Genomic DNA, 14,826 nt, shown 5'->3' on the forward strand with positions numbered 1-14,826 from the left:
CCCCTACCGCCTCCGGCGCGTTTAGGTTAGGGTTACCTTATGAGCAGTCTCACCCACCTAAATGTTACCGACACGGTTGTCGAGCTCCGCGCGCAGCCCGGGTCCGTCTTTGAACTCACAGCGCTGCAGGGAGCCATTGAACAAGTCCAAAGGGATGTCCTGGATCTTCGTCTTCGCGCCCCGGGCACGGGCGTGGTGGGGGAGCCGAGGGTTCGCCTTATCGATTTACGGGATACCCCGTCTGCCGTGGTTATCGCAGCCGGGCTCGTCGTCCACTTCCAGGATGATTTCCTCTTCCGCTGGGACTGCGATGATGGTGGCACGCGAGGAGGGCTTGTTGAGTTTGTCGTATTCCGGCTGAGTGACGACAAGGTGTGGGTCCTGCCCCTCGTTCACCCGGCGCTAGCGGGCCGGAGTGAGGCGAATTCTGCCCCAGAAAATCGATTGCCGCAGTGGGCCGCCGTCTCCCGGCGGGCCTGTGCGGCTCAGCTCCACAATAACCTTGACCTGCATCGATCTTCCCGCACGTGAACGCTTGCTACCCGATTTTGGTGACATATCACTATAATCCGGGGTATGAAGAAATTTGGGTTCCTTTCCTTCGGGCACTACGCCCTTCCCGGGCAGCGCGGTCCGGGCGCGCGCCAAACCCTCCAAGACACCGTGGAGATCGCCCGCCAGGCGGATTCGATCGGGGTCAACGGAGCATACCTTCGCGTCCACCACTTCGCGCCGCAGTTCGCCTCGCCCATCGCGCTTCTGTCGGCGATGGCCGCAGTGACGAAGAACATCGAGGTCGGCACCGGTGTGCTTGACATGCGCTACGCCAACCCCCTTCAGCTCGCGGAAGACATCGCCGCGCTTGACCTCCTTTCCGACGGCCGGGTTGCCCTCGGCGTCTCTCGCGGTTCACCGGAACCGGCGATCAGGGGCTGGGAGGCCTTCGGGTACACCGCTACCTCAGACAACGGCGCTGACCTCGCGCGGGCGCATTTCGAAAGCTTTTTGTCGGCGCTTCGTGGGGACGGCATGGCCACCGCGGCGCCTGTGGGGAAGCAGTACCCACAGATGTACCACCCGGGAACGCCCCTGCCGGTCATGCCGCACGCGCCGGGCGCGGACCGCCACGTGTGGTGGGGCGCCGGTTCCTTCGATTCCGCGGCACAAGCAGCCCGCGACGGGGTGAACCTCATGAGCTCGACTCTGATCAGCGAGGCTGACGGGCGTAGCCTCGGGGAACTCCAGGCCCAGCAGATCCAGCACTTCCGCGACGAGTGGGTCGCCGCGGGCCACGACTGGGAGCCGCGAGTGTCGATCTCTCGCAGCGTGTTTCCCATTGTCGATGACGTCTCCCGCAGGCTTTTCGCCGGACAGGGTAGTGAGGAGCAGATCGGGTCGCTGGGTGAAGGCTCTATGGTGACGTTCGGCAAGACCTACGCGGCGGAGCCGGACGAGATCATCGCCGAGCTGTCCAGCGACCCCGCGATCCACGCTGCAGACACCCTGATGCTCACCATTCCGAACCAGTTGGGCGTGGACCTCAACATGAAGGTCCTCTCGGACTTCGCGGAGCACATCGCCCCCGCTCTCGGCTGGGAGCCGGCGACCTCCTAGCGGCGGTACGCCTGATCGAAGAAGTCCCGCTCGTAGAAACAGGAGTAGGTGAAGGCCCGGGCGGCTGCTGTGCGTTGCTGCTCGGAGCCGGCGGCGAGGGCCTTTTCCGTCAACGCGATGGCGTGCGCAGCCTCCTGAACGAACTCGTCGCCGCCGTAGAGGGATAACCATGCCTCGTATGGGTGGCCGGGGTGGCAGGCGTCGCGAAGCAGTAGGCCTACTTCGGCGTAGAGCCAGAAGCAAGGAAGGACCGCCGCGGCACCAACCGCGTAGTCAGCGGTGGCCGCCGTTGCCTTGAGATGATTGACGTAGGCCAGGGTGACGGGGGAGGGGTCCACGTCGGCGTCGAGGGCGCGGTCACTGAGCCACGAGCGGTGCAGCTCGGCCTCCGCCGCGGTTGCCGCAGTCGCCGCGCGGGACCACCATTCCTGCTCCTCCCGCGCTCCTGCCCGAGCCGCGACGAGGGCGAGAGAGCGAGCGTAGTCGCTGAGGTAGAGCGCGTCTTGGGCGAGGTAGAACGCGAAGTCCTCGGCCGCTAGGTTGCCCGAGCGCAGATCCTCCAGGAAGCCCAGTGCGAGCGTGTCGGGCCACGCCTTTGCGGCACCGTGGTTCCACAACTCCCGGGTGAACGGCCCGGCTGCGGGAATACGTGGTTCGACTGACGCCGCCTCGGAATCGACGGGGAGCGGGGTGGAATCGCCCGCGGCGGCAAGGCGACGCAACCGGTGGAAGTGGTCAACGGGCCCGTTGCCCTGGCCGACGTGTAGCGAGGCGCCGCCCAGGATCGCCTCGTGGAGCCACCGTGTGGCGTGCGCGGCGGCGGCGGGAACGGTGACGTCGAGAAGAATGCGCGTGGCGAGCGCGGCTGACAGGGAGCACCCAGTGCCGTGGGTGTTCGCGGTGTCGATGCGCGCGGTGTGGATCTCGTGGACCTCGCCCGCCGGGGTGACCAGCGCGTTCGAAGCGCGCGGGCCGTCTAAGTGCCCGCCTTTCACCAAGACCGTGACGCCTGCGTCGGCGGCGTAGCGGGAGCCCTGGGCGACAGCTGCGGGAAAGCTCGTGGCAGGCTCTTCCCCGGACAGGACCGCGAGCTCAGGGATGTTAGGGGTCACCACCGTGGCGTGCTCGCGGACGAAGTCGCGCAGCTCCTCCTCAGCGTCAGGGGTGAGAAGGCGGTCTCCGGAGGTTGCCACCATGACGGGGTCGACGACGACCACCTCGACGGGGTGCGCGCTGAGGAAGCGTGAAACGGTGCGGATTGTCGTGGCATCCCCGAGCATGCCCACCTTGACGGCATCGACCTCTACGTCGCTGAAAACCGCGTCAAGCTGCTGCTTAAGGAAGCGGGCCGGTGGGGTGTGCACCTCGCGAACACCGCGCGTGTTCTGCGCGACGAGGGCCGTCACCACGCTCATGCCGTACCCGCCGCACGCGGCAATGGACTTTAAGTCGGCCTGGATGCCGGCTCCACCGGTCGGGTCGGTGCCGGCGATTGACAGGACTCTGGGTTGCTGTGTCACCCCACTACTTCTAGCGCAGAAGGGGGCCGCGGGGGCGTCGATAAGCTCTAAGCTTGATCGCATGAGCTACCGCCCGACATACCACCTCAGTCCGCCGCACGGCCGTTTGGAAGGTGTGAGCGCACTCCTGCTGGTAGGTGATCGGCTCCACGTGTTCTACCAGCACGACCCCGGGCACGAGGAAAAGCGGGTGGGCTGGGGGCACGCAGTGACCACCCTGGACGGGGGGCCGTGGGCGCACCTTCCCGACGCCCTTTCTCCCTCCTTCCCCTACGACCGCGATGGGTGCTACCCGGGTTCCGCGCTCGTTGATGAGGGGAGTGTTCGCGTGTACTACACCGGCGTTAGCGGCGCCGGGTCTGAGAGACGGTCCAGCCAAAATCTCGTTGAGGTGGAAGACATTGACGGGCCCGCTGGGGGTTTCTTCCACCGCAGCCCGGCCAACCCGCTTGTCGACGTCCCCGGGCTAAGACTCGACGCGGGGCCCTACGTCACCTGCAGGCCTGGGGGGCAGTGGCGCATGGTGGTCGGCGGCCAACGCGATAACGGCACCGGTGCAGTCGCGCTTTTGACGAGCACCGACGGGCAATCCTGGGAGGAGGTCGGACCCCTGGAATTCGCGGGCCTCAACTACAACGTCGCCTCGGCTCACGCCTGGGAGCGCCCCAATCTGCTCAGCATGGTGGATGAGGCAACGGGGGAAAGCTCGGACGTCCTAGTGTTTTCACCGCGGTTTCCGGACTCGGATGAGAGCGGCTACGTGGTCGGCCACCTTGAGGGCACCAACTTTGACGTGGTCACCGACTACACGCCCCTCGACTACGGCCACGAGTTTTTCGGCCCCCACCTCGTCGTCGCCGATGGTGCGGCACTCATGCTGGGGTGGATGGGTCAGCCCTCCCGGGGCGACACCCCGTCGCTGGAGGCGGAGGGGTGGGCCCACCAGCTCACCTTGCCGCGCCGGGTCGTGCTGCGCGGAGGCCGCCTCTACCAATCGCTGCTCATCCCGCGCGACGCGCGCATGTGCGTGGGGCGCTTCGCAGCGGGGAGCGAGCCATTCAACGCCTCGCTTGTCGACGCCACGGGGGCAACACCGCTGACCGTCTCCTGGAACCCGACTGGCGACGGTCGGGGAACAGTGTCAGTGACCAAAAACGGCCTGACTCGGTGGGCAGAGTGCGGCGAGGGAGAGGTGCTCTGTACCGCGGACGGGGCGGCCGTGGAAATCACGGCAGGCGGGGGCGAGGTCGCCTTTTCCGCGGCGGTGTTCGCCGCCGATGATGCTGATTGGGAGGGGTTTGCGCTCGATTGAGCCCATTGCACCCGCCGCAGCGGATTTTGTCTCGAGATACGCTGCGTGCTTTAATACCCCAGTTGCCCCTTGTGCTAGCTGGGGTGCCCGCTTTTCCGGGCGGGGGCCCTGCACTATAGAGGCGGGGGCAGGATAGCAATTGGCCACGTGCGCCCAGTTCGGAAATCTGGCGCACATACTACCAGGTCAGGAGACCACAGTGATTCAGCAGGAATCGCGTCTCAAGGTCGCCGACAACACCGGTGCACGGGAAATCCTGTGCATCCGCGTGCTCGGCGGATCTGTTCGACGCTTCGCCGGCATCGGCGACACCATCGTCGCCACCGTGAAGGAAGCCACCCCGGGCGGAAACGTCAAGGAGGGTGAAGTTGTTCGCGCCGTCATCGTCCGCGCGAAGAAGGAAACCCGTCGCCCCGACGGCTCCTACATCGCCTTCGATGAGAACGCCGCCGTCCTTATCAAGAACGACACCGAGCCCCGCGGCACCCGTATCTTCGGCCCCGTCGCTCGTGAGCTGCGCGAAAAGCGCTTCATGAAGATTGTTTCTCTCGCACCGGAGGTGATCTAACCCATGAAGATCAAGAAGGGTGACATGGTTCAGGTCATCTCCGGCAAGGACAAGGGCGCTCAGGGCCGGGTCATCGAGGCCTACCCGAAGCGCGAGAAGGTCCTCGTCGAGGGTGTGAACCGCATGAAGAAGCACGTCGCTAACTCGTACAACGAGCGCGGCGCCGAATCCGGCGGCATTGTGACCCAGGAGGCCCCGATTCACGTCTCCAACGTCATGCTGCTTGACTCGGACGGCACCCCGACGCGCGTCGGCTACCGTTTCGATGAAAACGGCAAGAAGGTCCGCGTTGCCAAGTCGAACGGGAAGGACATCTAGCCATGGCTGAGAACTACACCCCGCGCCTGAAGACGCGCTACAAGGATGACATTCGCGCCAAGCTCAGCAGCGAGTTTGGTTATGAAAATGTCATGCAGATCCCGGGCTTGACCAAGATCGTGGTCAACATGGGTGTCGGCGACGCCGCTCGCGACTCCAAGGTGATCAACGGTGCGATCGCCGACCTGACCGCCATCACCGGTCAGAAACCGCAGCTGCGTCGCGCCAAGAAGTCCATCGCGAACTTCAAGCTTCGCGAGGGCATGCCCATCGGCGCCAAGGTGACGCTGCGCGGAGACCGCATGTGGGAGTTCCTGGATCGCCTTCTCAACGTCGCGCTTCCCCGTATTCGCGACTTCCGCGGTCTGAGCGACCGGCAGTTCGACGGCGCCGGCAACTACACCTTCGGCCTGAACGAGCAGACAATGTTCTACGAGATCGACATCGACAAGATCGATCGCGTCCGCGGCATGGACATCACGCTCGTCACCACCGCCACCAACGATGACGAGGGCCGCGCGTTGCTGCGCCACCTCGGCTTCCCGTTCGTGGACAAGGACGGCAAGATGCAGCAGGCATAGCGCTGCCCGCTTGTCGACGTCCCCCGTACCGCCCAACCTGGGTGGCGCGGGGGATTTTTCGTCTGTCGCCGTCCACAGCGCGTTATCCACAGGCCGCCGCACGTGATCCCCGGTTATCCACAGCTTTCGGCCGCGGGGGCTGGTCTTGTGTCCGGCTGGCGGTTTATAACTGTTTCCACACTGCATTCGACACACTGCATTCGACACACTGCATTCGACACACTGCATTCAACAAGGGGGGAAATGATGCAGGACAAGGTTCGGGACAAGGTAGCGAAGCTTCTCAACCAAGCGGCGGATCGCGCGGGCACGCCCGAGGGGGACGCGTTTTATGACAAGGCGTTCGCGCTCATGGCGGAATACGGCTTCAGTGAGCGGGATGTGAGCAAGCCCGACGACGGTGATGACGTCGTGCGGCGCACCTTTGACTTCACCGGTTCGTACACGGACAAGCAAGCGGCGCTGCTATTCGCGATTGCCGTAGCCCTGCACTGCGCTGGCTTCCAGTGCAAGATGCCGCGCTCCACGAAGGTGGTCTCCGCGACGGTTTTCGGCTTACGGCGCCACGCTGAACGCGTCGAGGTTCTCTATGCCCTGCTCTCGCCAGGTATGGCTCTTGGCGCCCAGCGCGTCAAGCACTGCGGTTACGGTGACGCCTCGACTGTCGTGAAGCGCCGGTCGTTCATGGCTGGGTTCGCGAGATCTGTTGGGGAGCGTCTGAGCTCGGCCGAGCGAACGGTGGCAGACAGAGACACCCGCTACAGCCTGGCGCTGATGAGCGATTCCGAACGCGCCGACAAGGCGCGTGATGAGTTCGCCTCACGCGAGGGGTTCTTCTTGGGGAGTTACCGGTCGAGCTGTGCCATAGACGGTGTTTCCTACGGCGATGGGTTAGAGGCCGGTCGAGCTGTGGATCTGGGTCAAACGAGAATGCCGTCGCGCCGGGCGATCTCTTCTTAGGTGTGCTCAGGGGTGATGCCGGGGGTGGGGCGCCGATCTCGAATCAAGGTTTCGGCGCGGAAACTAATAGCTTCTTTTATTGTGTTGGATATCGCGTTTGGTGGAGAGCGAAAGGCAGAACACATGATTCTAAGAGGCGTGGCGCGGGCCGTTGTCTCCGCGCTCGGTGGTGTCACCCTAGCGGCTGCGGTTATCACAGTCCCGGCGGGGGCAGACGAGGGAAGCTCACTGAAGGGTTCCTCGCTAGGGTCTTCGGTGGTGACGAAGGGGGTTGTCCAGCGCGGTGATGGTGACCCGTTCTACGACACCGCCGGGATCAACCCGGCCAAGGAGGGGGAGATCCTGCGTACGGTTAAGGCTCCCTATTCCAACATCCTCGGGCCGAATGACGGGGCGGTGCCCAGCGAGGTGGACAAAGTCATGTACACGACCAAAAACGCCAGCGGAGAGTTGACCGCTGTCACCGGGTACGTGGTGGAACCGACGGTGCCATGGACCGGAGGGGGTCCGCGACCGACACTTGTCGTCGTGCGGGGAACGGTCGGCCAGGGCGACCAGTGCGCGCCCTCGCGGAACTGGCCAGTCGACGGCCAACCGGACCCAGTGTACAGTGGCCGGTTTGTCAACCTCGAGGGTTTGTACGACATGGTCTTTGCCCACCAGGGCGTGCGAGTCGTCGTCAGCGACCTCATCGGGATGGGGACGGCCGAGATGCATACCTACATGAACCGCGACGACCAAGCCCACGCGATGCTCGACGCCGCCCGCGCAGCCCGCACCCTCGTCGAAAGCCGGGGAGAGCAGTTCGGCAAAGTTGCGCTCTACGGGCACTCGCAAGGTGGCGGGGCGTCGGCTGCCGCCGCCGAGGCCCAACCCGAATACGCGCCGGACCTCAACCTCGTCGCCGCATACGCCTCGGCACCGCCCGCGGACCTCGACGCGGTGCAAAAGAACATCGATGGATCTGACCTAGCTGGAGTCATTGGGTCCACCATTAACGGCCTGGCAGCCCGGTACTCCTCGCTGCGCAGCGTGATCGACGCGAACGTCAATGACAACGGCAAGGCCGCCCTGGAAAACGTGGCCACCCTATGTACGGACGAGATCATGGACCAGTACGGCTACGCCACCACCCGCGAATGGATAACCGGCGACCGCTCGTTGACGGAGCTTTTGCTCGACAATCCAGACGCAGCAAGGGCAATGTCGGACCAGTTTATTGGCGCGGGCACACCGCAGGTGCCCGTGATGGTCGTGTCCGGGCGCTACGACCGCAACGTAGACTACAGCCAAGCGAAATCACTCGCACGAAACTGGTGCGCGAAAGGCGTCAACGTGTATTACCGGGACGACATCCTCCCCGAGCTGGGCACACTCGGTGAGTACAACCACGTCGCCCAAGCCGCGTCTGGCTCTGGGTTCGGCATGCCGTTCATCCTCGCCCGCCTCCGCGGCGATAACGCAGACGCCCCCGCCTACTGCACCAACTTCAACGGCAACGGTGGTTCGGATGCGGCGGCGTTGAGCGCCGCGGTGTCGAGCATGCCGCTGAGCTCGCTTTAAGCGCGGGGGGCGTCGACAAGCGATTTGGCCATCGTGGTATAGGAGGGGTAGCGTACACCGACGGGCGTGTGCGCCTGCTGGTGTGCGCACGACCGTTGAACATTCGAACATCCAACTTTGTTGCAGGCCCCCCGCCAACGTGCGGACCGGGTGCAAGGGTGGCGGCGAGCGCCCCGCGCTACTAAGCGTGGCGGAGCGATGAGTAGCCCCCGACAGATCACACGGCTAACGCGGTGCCGATAGATGGCGCCACGGTGGGTTAGGGAACCGCAACGAGAAAGGTAAACGGTCACTTCCATGACCATGACTGATCCAATCGCGGACATGCTGTCTCGCGTGCGCAATGCAAACAATGCGCACCACGAGACCGTGTCTATGCCTTCTTCGAAGCTCAAGGCGAACATCGCCGAGATCCTGAAGCAGGAAGGCTACATCGCTGACTACAAGGTTGAGGATGCGAAGGTGGGCAAGGAGCTCACCCTCGACCTCAAGTACGGACCGACCCGTGAGGCATCCATCGCGGGCCTGCGCCGCGTGTCCAAGCCGGGCCTGCGCGTGTACGCAAAGTCCAACGACCTGCCCCAGGTCCTCGGGGGCCTTGGCGTGGCCATCATCTCCACGTCCCAGGGCCTGCTCACCGACCGCCAGGCACACGAGAAGGGTGTAGGTGGGGAAGTCCTCGCCTACGTCTGGTAAAGGGAGGCTGGAACAACTATGTCGCGTGTAGGTAAAGCACCCATCGCAATCCCCAATGGCGTCGAAACGACTATCGACGGCCAGAACGTTCAGGTCAAGGGCCCGAAGGGTACACTGTCGCTTGAGCTTCCGGCCCCGATCACCGCGTCCGTTCAGGACAACGAGATCGTCGTCTCCCGCCCGGACGACCAGCGCAACAACCGCGCACTGCACGGCCTGTCCCGCTCCCTGGTGAACAACATCGTCATCGGTGTCACCGAGGGCTACAAGATCAACATGGAGATCTTCGGCGTCGGTTACCGCGTGCAGCTCAAGGGCAAGAACCTCGAGTTCGCACTGGGGTACTCCCACCCGATCCTGATCGAGGCCCCCGAAGGGATCACCTTCGCCGTCGACGGAAACACCAAGTTCTCCATCGAGGGTATCGACAAGCAGCAGGTCGGCCAGATCGCGGCGAACATCCGCCGTCTGCGTAAGGATGACCCCTACAAGGGCAAGGGCATCCGCTACGCAGGTGAGCAGATCCGTCGCAAGGTCGGAAAGACGGGTAAGTAAACATGAGCAACACTGCAGAGAACACCAAGCGCACCCCGGTCGGCCGCGACATTTCTACGCGCCGCCGCGAAGCCCGCGTTCGCCGCCACAACCGCATCCGCAAGACGCTCCGCGGCACCGCCGAGACCCCGCGTCTCGTCGTGCACCGTTCGTCCCGCCATATGCACGTTCAGGTCATCGACGACCTGGCTGGGCACACGCTCGTGTCCGCCTCCTCCATGGAGCCGGATGTGCGCGCCATGGAAGGCGACAAGAAGGACAAGGCGTCCAAGGTTGGTCAGCTGGTTGCGCAGCGCGCCAAGGAAGCCGGCATTGAGTCGGTCGTCTTCGACCGCGCCGGGTACAAGTACCACGGCCGCGTTGCGGCCCTGGCTGAGGCGGCTCGTGAAGGTGGTCTGAAGTTCTAATGACCATCGCAACCATCATCACCTACGGAAGGATCGCGTAATGGCCGAACGTGAACGGCGTGACGGCGGGCGCTCCGCCGACAACCAGAACAACAACCGCGGCAACAACGAGCGCGGTGGCCGAGGCCGCCGCGACGATCGTCGCAACCAGAACGACGAGCGCGATAAGTACATCGAGCGCGTCATCACCATCAACCGCGTGGCCAAGACCGTCAAGGGTGGCCGCAACATGTCCTTCACGGCGCTCGTCGTCGTGGGCGACGGCCAGGGCATGGTCGGCGTGGGCTACGGCAAGGCCAAGGAAGTTCCCGCCGCCATCCAAAAGGGTGCCGAGGAAGCTCGCAAGAACTTCTTCCGCGTCCCGATGATCGGTGGCACCATCCCCCACCCGGTCCAGGCTGAGGCCGCCGCTGGCATCGTCATGCTTCGCCCGGCTGCCCCCGGTACCGGTGTTATCGCAGGCGGTGCCGTGCGCCCGGTGCTCGAGTGCGCGGGCATCCAGGACATCCTGGCCAAGTCTCTCGGTTCGGATAACGCCCTCAACGTCGTTCAGGCGACTGTTGCCGGCTTGAAGGAGCTCGTCCGCCCGGAGGAAATTGCGGCGAAGCGTGGCAAGTCCGTCGAGGACGTCGCCCCGGCCCGCATGCTGCGCGCGCGCGCTGGACAGGAGGCCTAAGCACAATGGCACTGAAAATTACGTTGCACCACGGCAAGGTGGGCGAGAAGCCCATGACGCGCAAGAACCTCGAGGCGCTCGGTCTGCGCAAGATCGGCCAGTCCGTGGTCAAGGCGGATAACGCCGCGACTCGCGGGCAGATCCTCAAGGTGCGCCACCTTGTTACCGTCGAAGAAGTGGCAGGGGAGTAGGACACCATGGCAGACATCATCAAGCTCCATGATCTGCGCCCGGCAAAGGGCGCGAACAAGGCCAAGACCCGCGTCGGCCGCGGTGAGGCCTCCAAGGGCAAGACTGCAGGCCGCGGTACCAAGGGCACCGGCGCTCGCAAGCAGGTTTCCGCCGCTTTCGAGGGTGGCCAGATGCCGCTGCACATGCGGTTGCCGAAGCTCAAGGGCTTCAAGAACCCGAACCGCGTTGTCTACCAGGTCGTGAACGTGGCAGACCTCGCGGAGAAGTTCCCGAACGGTGGAACCGTTACTGTCGCTGAGATCGCCGAGGCAGGTTTAGTTCGCAAGAACCAGCCCGTCAAGGTGCTCGGCAACGGTGACCTGAACGTCAAGCTCGACGTCACCGCGACGAAGTTCTCCAAGTCTGCCGTCGAGAAGATCGAGGCAGCCGGGGGTTCCGTCACCGAGGCTTAAGCCGCCTACGTTGCTCCCCGCTTTCTCGCGCTGCCGAGGAAGCGGGGAGTTTTCGTGTTCAGTGGCCGAGTTCCTTACGCTTCATTGCGGCGATGCGAAGCCGTTCCGCGCGCTCACGGCGTTCGGACTTGGACAATTCCTCGTACAGCTCCTCCTCCTCATCCTCGAGCTGGAAAAAAGCTCGTACGCCGATACATGCGGCGCCCGCTAGTGGGACAACAACCCAGAAGTAGTCCCACCCGAGAAAGAGACCAAGAAAGAAAACGACGGTAGCAACTGACCCAACGACGGCGTCAGCTGCGCTCACTTTGCGCCCTTTTGCTAAAACCCGGTCGAGTTCGGCTTCGGCATCGAGATGCGTAAGCCCACTCCTGTCTGCGGGGCTGGGAGTGGTCTGACTCGGTAGGTCCACAAACAGTTGATCGAGCTCACCGCGAACGCTGGCGGAGGCCGCCGCGGCAGATCGCTCGTCGAACTCGGTGACAGTGAGATATCCGTCGGTAAAAAGCTCGCCAAGCCGGTCCAGCGCCTGGGAGCGTTCGGCGTCGCCGACGCGTATGTGTCCCTCGTCCCCTGTCATGTGTGTAGAGCCTATCGCAACGCCATGACTTATCAAGGTAGGCAGCGGCTGCTAAAGTAGTGGGGTCAAACCCGCCGGCCCGGGTCAAACGCGCGGCCGGCTGAACCATCACGTCCTATTCTCCCGCCGGCCGGGGGAGAAGCCAGGAGGCTTTGTGTCCGCAATCGCTCAGGCGTTTAAAGACCCGGATCTGCGCAAGAAGATCTTGATCACTATCGCGCTGATCATTCTGTATCGCATCGGGGCTCAGATTCCTGCCCCGGGTGTCGATTACGCGCTCATCCATCAGCGTTTGAACGACATTGCGCAGGGTGATCAGGCGACGATGTTTTCCGTCATCGGCCTTTTTTCCGGAGGTGCGCTCCTTCAGCTGTCGATCTTCGCCATCGGCATCATGCCGTTTATTACCTCCTCGATAATTGTGCAGCTGTTGACGGTGGTTATCCCGAGGTTTGAGGAGCTGAAAAAGGAAGGGCAGGCGGGTCAGACCAAGATGACCCAGTACACCCGTTACCTCACGGTCGGGTTGGCGCTCCTCCAGTCGGCCGGGATTGTCGCGCTGGCCGATAGGGAACAGCTGCTCGGCCAGGGCGTACCGGTTCTCGTCGAAAACCGCAGCGTGTGGACGCTCATCATGATGATCGTCGTGATGACCTCCGGCGCGGTGCTGATCATGTGGCTCGGCGAGATCATTACGGAAAAGGGCGTCGGCAACGGCATGTCCCTCCTCATTTTCGCAGGCATCGCCACTCAGCTGCCACGCGAGGGTGCGTACATCTTGCAGAACTCCGGGGGAGTGACCTTCGCGCTCGTTCTCGCCGCGATTGTCGCACTCGTGGTGGGCATCATCTTCGTCGAGCAGGGACAGCGCCGCATCCCGGTGCAGTACGCGAAGCGCATGGTTGGGCGCCGGCAGTACGGCGGGTCCTCCACCTATCTGCCGCTGAAGGTCAACCAGGCGGGTGTTATCCCGGTCATCTTCGCATCCTCGCTGATGTACGTTCCGGTGCTGATCACTCAAATCGTCACGATGAACAAGACGGCCCCGTCGGAAAATTGGTGGGCACGCAACGTGATGGCTTGGCTGCAGAACCCGGGCTCGTGGCAGTACATCGCAGTCTACTTCGCCCTCATCATCTTCTTCTCCTACTTCTACGTCTCCATCCAGTACGACCCGGTGGAGCAGGCCGACAACATGAAGAAGTACGGCGGATTCATTCCAGGTGTCCGCCCGGGCCGGCCCACCGCCCAGTACCTCGGGTTCGTCATGAACCGGTTGCTGTTCGTTGGGGCCCTCTACCTCGGCCTCATCGCGATTCTGCCGAACCTTGCGCTCGATGCGGGCGTCGGTGGTTCCGGGCGGATGGGCATGAGCGCGTTCGGTGGCACCGCTATTCTGATTATGGTCTCCGTGGCGCTGACTACGGTGAAACAAATTGAATCCCAGCTTCTCCAATCCAACTACGAAGGACTATTGCGATAATGCGTCTTGTACTTCTCGGCCCTCCCGGTGCGGGCAAGGGCACCCAGGCGGCTATCCTCTCCGAAAAGCTAGGCATCCCGCACATCTCCACGGGCGACCTCTTCCGCGCCAACATCGGTGAAGGAACCCCGCTCGGTGTTGAGGCCAAGGAATACATCGACGCGGGCAAGCTGGTGCCGACGGATGTCACCGCACGCATGGTCGAGGCCCGGTTGGAGGAGGACGACGCCAATGACGGTTTTCTTCTCGACGGTTTCCCCCGCACCGTTGAGCAAGCGGAAATCCTCAAAGACCTCCTCGACCGCAAGGGTGTAACGCTCGACGGGGTGCTCAACTTCCGGATCGACGAGGACGTCGTTGTCGAGCGCATGCTCGCTCGCGGCCGCGCAGACGACAACGAGGAGACAATCCGCACCCGTCTCAACGTGTACCGCGACGAGACAGCGCCGCTGATCGACTACTACGGCGACGCGATCATCGACATCGACGCCGTGGGCGACGTCGATGAGGTCAACGCTCGCGCGTTGAGCAAGCTGCCCCGCTAGTGGTTTTCCGCAAGCGGCGTTCCGTGCCGCCGAAGACGGTCGGCGAGCTCGACGCGATGGAAGCCGCGGGGCGCATTGTGGGCATTGCCCTGCAGGAAGTGCGCGCCGCAGCGCGACCGGGGGTAAGCACGCTAGAGCTTGACCGGGTGGCAGAGGACGTCATCCGCGACCACGGGGCGATCCCTACCTTCCTTGGGTACAACGGATTCCCGGCGTCAATCTGCGCCTCGATCAACGAGGTCGTCGTGCACGGCATTCCCTCCGCGACGGAGGTGCTCAAGGACGGTGACCTCGTCTCGATCGATTGCGGTGCAACCCTCGACGGGTGGGTGGGTGACTCCGCGTGGTCCTTCGGGGTGGGGCAGTTGCCGGGGGACGTCGACAAGCTCAATCGTGCAACCGAATGGGTGCTGGGTGAAGGTCTCAAGGCGATGGTGCCCGGGGCCCGGCTCACCGACGTCTCGCACGCGCTCGAGGTGGCAACGCGTGCTGCGGAACGGCGTTTCGGAATCGAGCTGGGGATTCTCGACGGTTATGGTGGCCACGGCATCGGCCATGAGATGCATGAAGAACCCTTTCTTGCCAACGAGGGCAGGGCGGGGCGCGGGCCGCTCATTGCAGAAGGCTCGGTCCTCGCCATCGAGCCGATGCTTATCCTCGGGGGAGAAACAGAGAGCGAGGAGCTTGATGACGGCTGGACCGTGGTCACCCTCGACCGCTCCCCGGCCGCTCACTGGGAGCACACGGTCGCGGCGACAAGCGACGGCCCACGAATTCTCACGCCGCGTGTGCGTTAAGCGACAG

The 14,826-nt window shown here is 63.7% G+C and carries 19 protein-coding genes; 17 read left to right on the forward strand and 2 right to left on the reverse strand.

What is annotated here, in order from left to right; genetic code table 11:
* Window positions 1–39: 39 nt before the first annotated feature.
* Together CAPI_RS01420 and CAPI_RS01425 are read left to right on the forward strand one after the other, a co-directional pair.
* The gene (locus CAPI_RS01420) at window positions 40–531 is read left to right on the forward strand and encodes a hypothetical protein (RefSeq protein ID WP_018017488.1); all 492 of its coding nucleotides are present in this window, start codon (window positions 40–42) and stop codon (window positions 529–531) included.
* A 45-nt stretch (window positions 532–576) separates the two neighbouring features.
* On the forward strand, window positions 577–1,614 hold the full coding sequence (locus CAPI_RS01425; protein WP_018017489.1) for an LLM class flavin-dependent oxidoreductase: 1,038 nt from the start codon (window positions 577–579) through the stop codon (window positions 1,612–1,614).
* Here CAPI_RS01425 and CAPI_RS01430 read toward each other — a convergent pair.
* Window positions 1,611–3,134: a bifunctional hydroxymethylpyrimidine kinase/phosphomethylpyrimidine kinase gene (locus CAPI_RS01430; protein WP_018017490.1), complete on the reverse strand. Its 1,524-nt coding sequence runs from the start codon at window positions 3,132–3,134 to the stop codon at window positions 1,611–1,613. The genes CAPI_RS01425 and CAPI_RS01430 overlap by 4 nt on opposite strands.
* 61 nt (window positions 3,135–3,195) lie before the next feature.
* On the opposite strand from CAPI_RS01430, the gene CAPI_RS01435 reads away from it, so the two are divergent.
* From CAPI_RS01435 to rplO, 12 genes are all read left to right on the forward strand, one after another.
* Window positions 3,196–4,446, forward strand: a complete 1,251-nt coding sequence (locus CAPI_RS01435) for a glycoside hydrolase family 32 protein (RefSeq protein WP_026157125.1) — start codon at window positions 3,196–3,198, stop codon at window positions 4,444–4,446.
* 199 nt (window positions 4,447–4,645) lie between these two features.
* A complete protein-coding gene (gene rplN / locus CAPI_RS01440) occupies window positions 4,646–5,014 on the forward strand; it encodes a 50S ribosomal protein L14 (protein ID WP_018017492.1) in 369 nt (122 codons plus the stop codon).
* A 3-nt stretch (window positions 5,015–5,017) separates the two neighbouring features.
* The gene (gene rplX / locus CAPI_RS01445; protein WP_018017493.1) at window positions 5,018–5,332 is read left to right on the forward strand and encodes a 50S ribosomal protein L24; all 315 of its coding nucleotides are present in this window, start codon (window positions 5,018–5,020) and stop codon (window positions 5,330–5,332) included.
* A gap of 2 nt (window positions 5,333–5,334) precedes the next feature.
* The gene (gene rplE / locus CAPI_RS01450; protein ID WP_018017494.1) at window positions 5,335–5,913 is read left to right on the forward strand and encodes a 50S ribosomal protein L5; all 579 of its coding nucleotides are present in this window, start codon (window positions 5,335–5,337) and stop codon (window positions 5,911–5,913) included.
* A gap of 246 nt (window positions 5,914–6,159) precedes the next feature.
* Complete coding sequence (locus tag CAPI_RS01455) at window positions 6,160–6,873, forward strand: DUF2786 domain-containing protein (protein WP_245531628.1); 714 nt, start codon at window positions 6,160–6,162, stop codon at window positions 6,871–6,873.
* An 81-nt stretch (window positions 6,874–6,954) separates the two neighbouring features.
* On the forward strand, window positions 6,955–8,436 hold the full coding sequence (locus tag CAPI_RS01460) for an alpha/beta fold hydrolase (RefSeq protein ID WP_018017496.1): 1,482 nt from the start codon (window positions 6,955–6,957) through the stop codon (window positions 8,434–8,436).
* A gap of 297 nt (window positions 8,437–8,733) precedes the next feature.
* A complete protein-coding gene (rpsH, locus tag CAPI_RS01465; protein WP_018017497.1) occupies window positions 8,734–9,132 on the forward strand; it encodes a 30S ribosomal protein S8 in 399 nt (132 codons plus the stop codon).
* An 18-nt stretch (window positions 9,133–9,150) separates the two neighbouring features.
* Window positions 9,151–9,687 (forward strand): 50S ribosomal protein L6, encoded by a 537-nt coding sequence (gene rplF, locus CAPI_RS01470; protein ID WP_018017498.1) that lies wholly within the window; start codon window positions 9,151–9,153, stop codon window positions 9,685–9,687.
* Window positions 9,688–9,689: 2 nt separating this feature from the next.
* Window positions 9,690–10,094 carry a 50S ribosomal protein L18 gene (rplR, locus tag CAPI_RS01475; protein WP_018017499.1) on the forward strand — a complete coding sequence of 135 codons (405 nt, stop codon included), beginning with the start codon at window positions 9,690–9,692 and terminating at the stop codon, window positions 10,092–10,094.
* A 40-nt stretch (window positions 10,095–10,134) separates the two neighbouring features.
* Entirely contained in the window at window positions 10,135–10,770 is a 636-nt protein-coding gene (gene rpsE, locus CAPI_RS01480) for a 30S ribosomal protein S5 (protein ID WP_018017500.1), read from the forward strand.
* 5 nt (window positions 10,771–10,775) lie between these two features.
* Window positions 10,776–10,961 carry a 50S ribosomal protein L30 gene (gene rpmD / locus CAPI_RS01485; RefSeq protein WP_018017501.1) on the forward strand — a complete coding sequence of 62 codons (186 nt, stop codon included), beginning with the start codon at window positions 10,776–10,778 and terminating at the stop codon, window positions 10,959–10,961.
* A gap of 6 nt (window positions 10,962–10,967) precedes the next feature.
* Window positions 10,968–11,414, forward strand: a complete 447-nt coding sequence (rplO, locus tag CAPI_RS01490; protein ID WP_018017502.1) for a 50S ribosomal protein L15 — start codon at window positions 10,968–10,970, stop codon at window positions 11,412–11,414.
* A 58-nt stretch (window positions 11,415–11,472) separates the two neighbouring features.
* Here the strand turns inward: rplO and CAPI_RS01495 are convergent, their stop codons facing one another.
* The gene (locus CAPI_RS01495) at window positions 11,473–11,994 is read right to left on the reverse strand and encodes a DUF1707 SHOCT-like domain-containing protein (RefSeq protein WP_018017503.1); all 522 of its coding nucleotides are present in this window, start codon (window positions 11,992–11,994) and stop codon (window positions 11,473–11,475) included.
* A gap of 154 nt (window positions 11,995–12,148) precedes the next feature.
* Between CAPI_RS01495 and secY the strand changes: the two genes are divergently transcribed.
* The 3 genes from secY to map are packed head-to-tail and all read left to right on the forward strand — an operon-like array spanning window position 12,149 to window position 14,819.
* Window positions 12,149–13,477 carry a preprotein translocase subunit SecY gene (gene secY, locus CAPI_RS01500; protein ID WP_018017504.1) on the forward strand — a complete coding sequence of 443 codons (1,329 nt, stop codon included), beginning with the start codon at window positions 12,149–12,151 and terminating at the stop codon, window positions 13,475–13,477.
* Entirely contained in the window at window positions 13,477–14,022 is a 546-nt protein-coding gene (locus CAPI_RS01505; RefSeq protein WP_018017505.1) for an adenylate kinase, read from the forward strand. The genes secY and CAPI_RS01505 overlap by 1 nt, the downstream gene beginning before the upstream one ends.
* Window positions 14,022–14,819 (forward strand): type I methionyl aminopeptidase, encoded by a 798-nt coding sequence (gene map / locus CAPI_RS01510; protein WP_018017506.1) that lies wholly within the window; start codon window positions 14,022–14,024, stop codon window positions 14,817–14,819. Before CAPI_RS01505 ends, map begins: the two co-directional genes overlap by 1 nt.
* The last annotated feature ends 7 nt before the right edge of the window (window positions 14,820–14,826 follow it).

This window comes from Corynebacterium capitovis DSM 44611 (genome assembly GCF_030440535.1).
Taxonomy (GTDB): Bacteria; Actinomycetota; Actinomycetes; order Mycobacteriales; family Mycobacteriaceae; genus Corynebacterium; species Corynebacterium capitovis.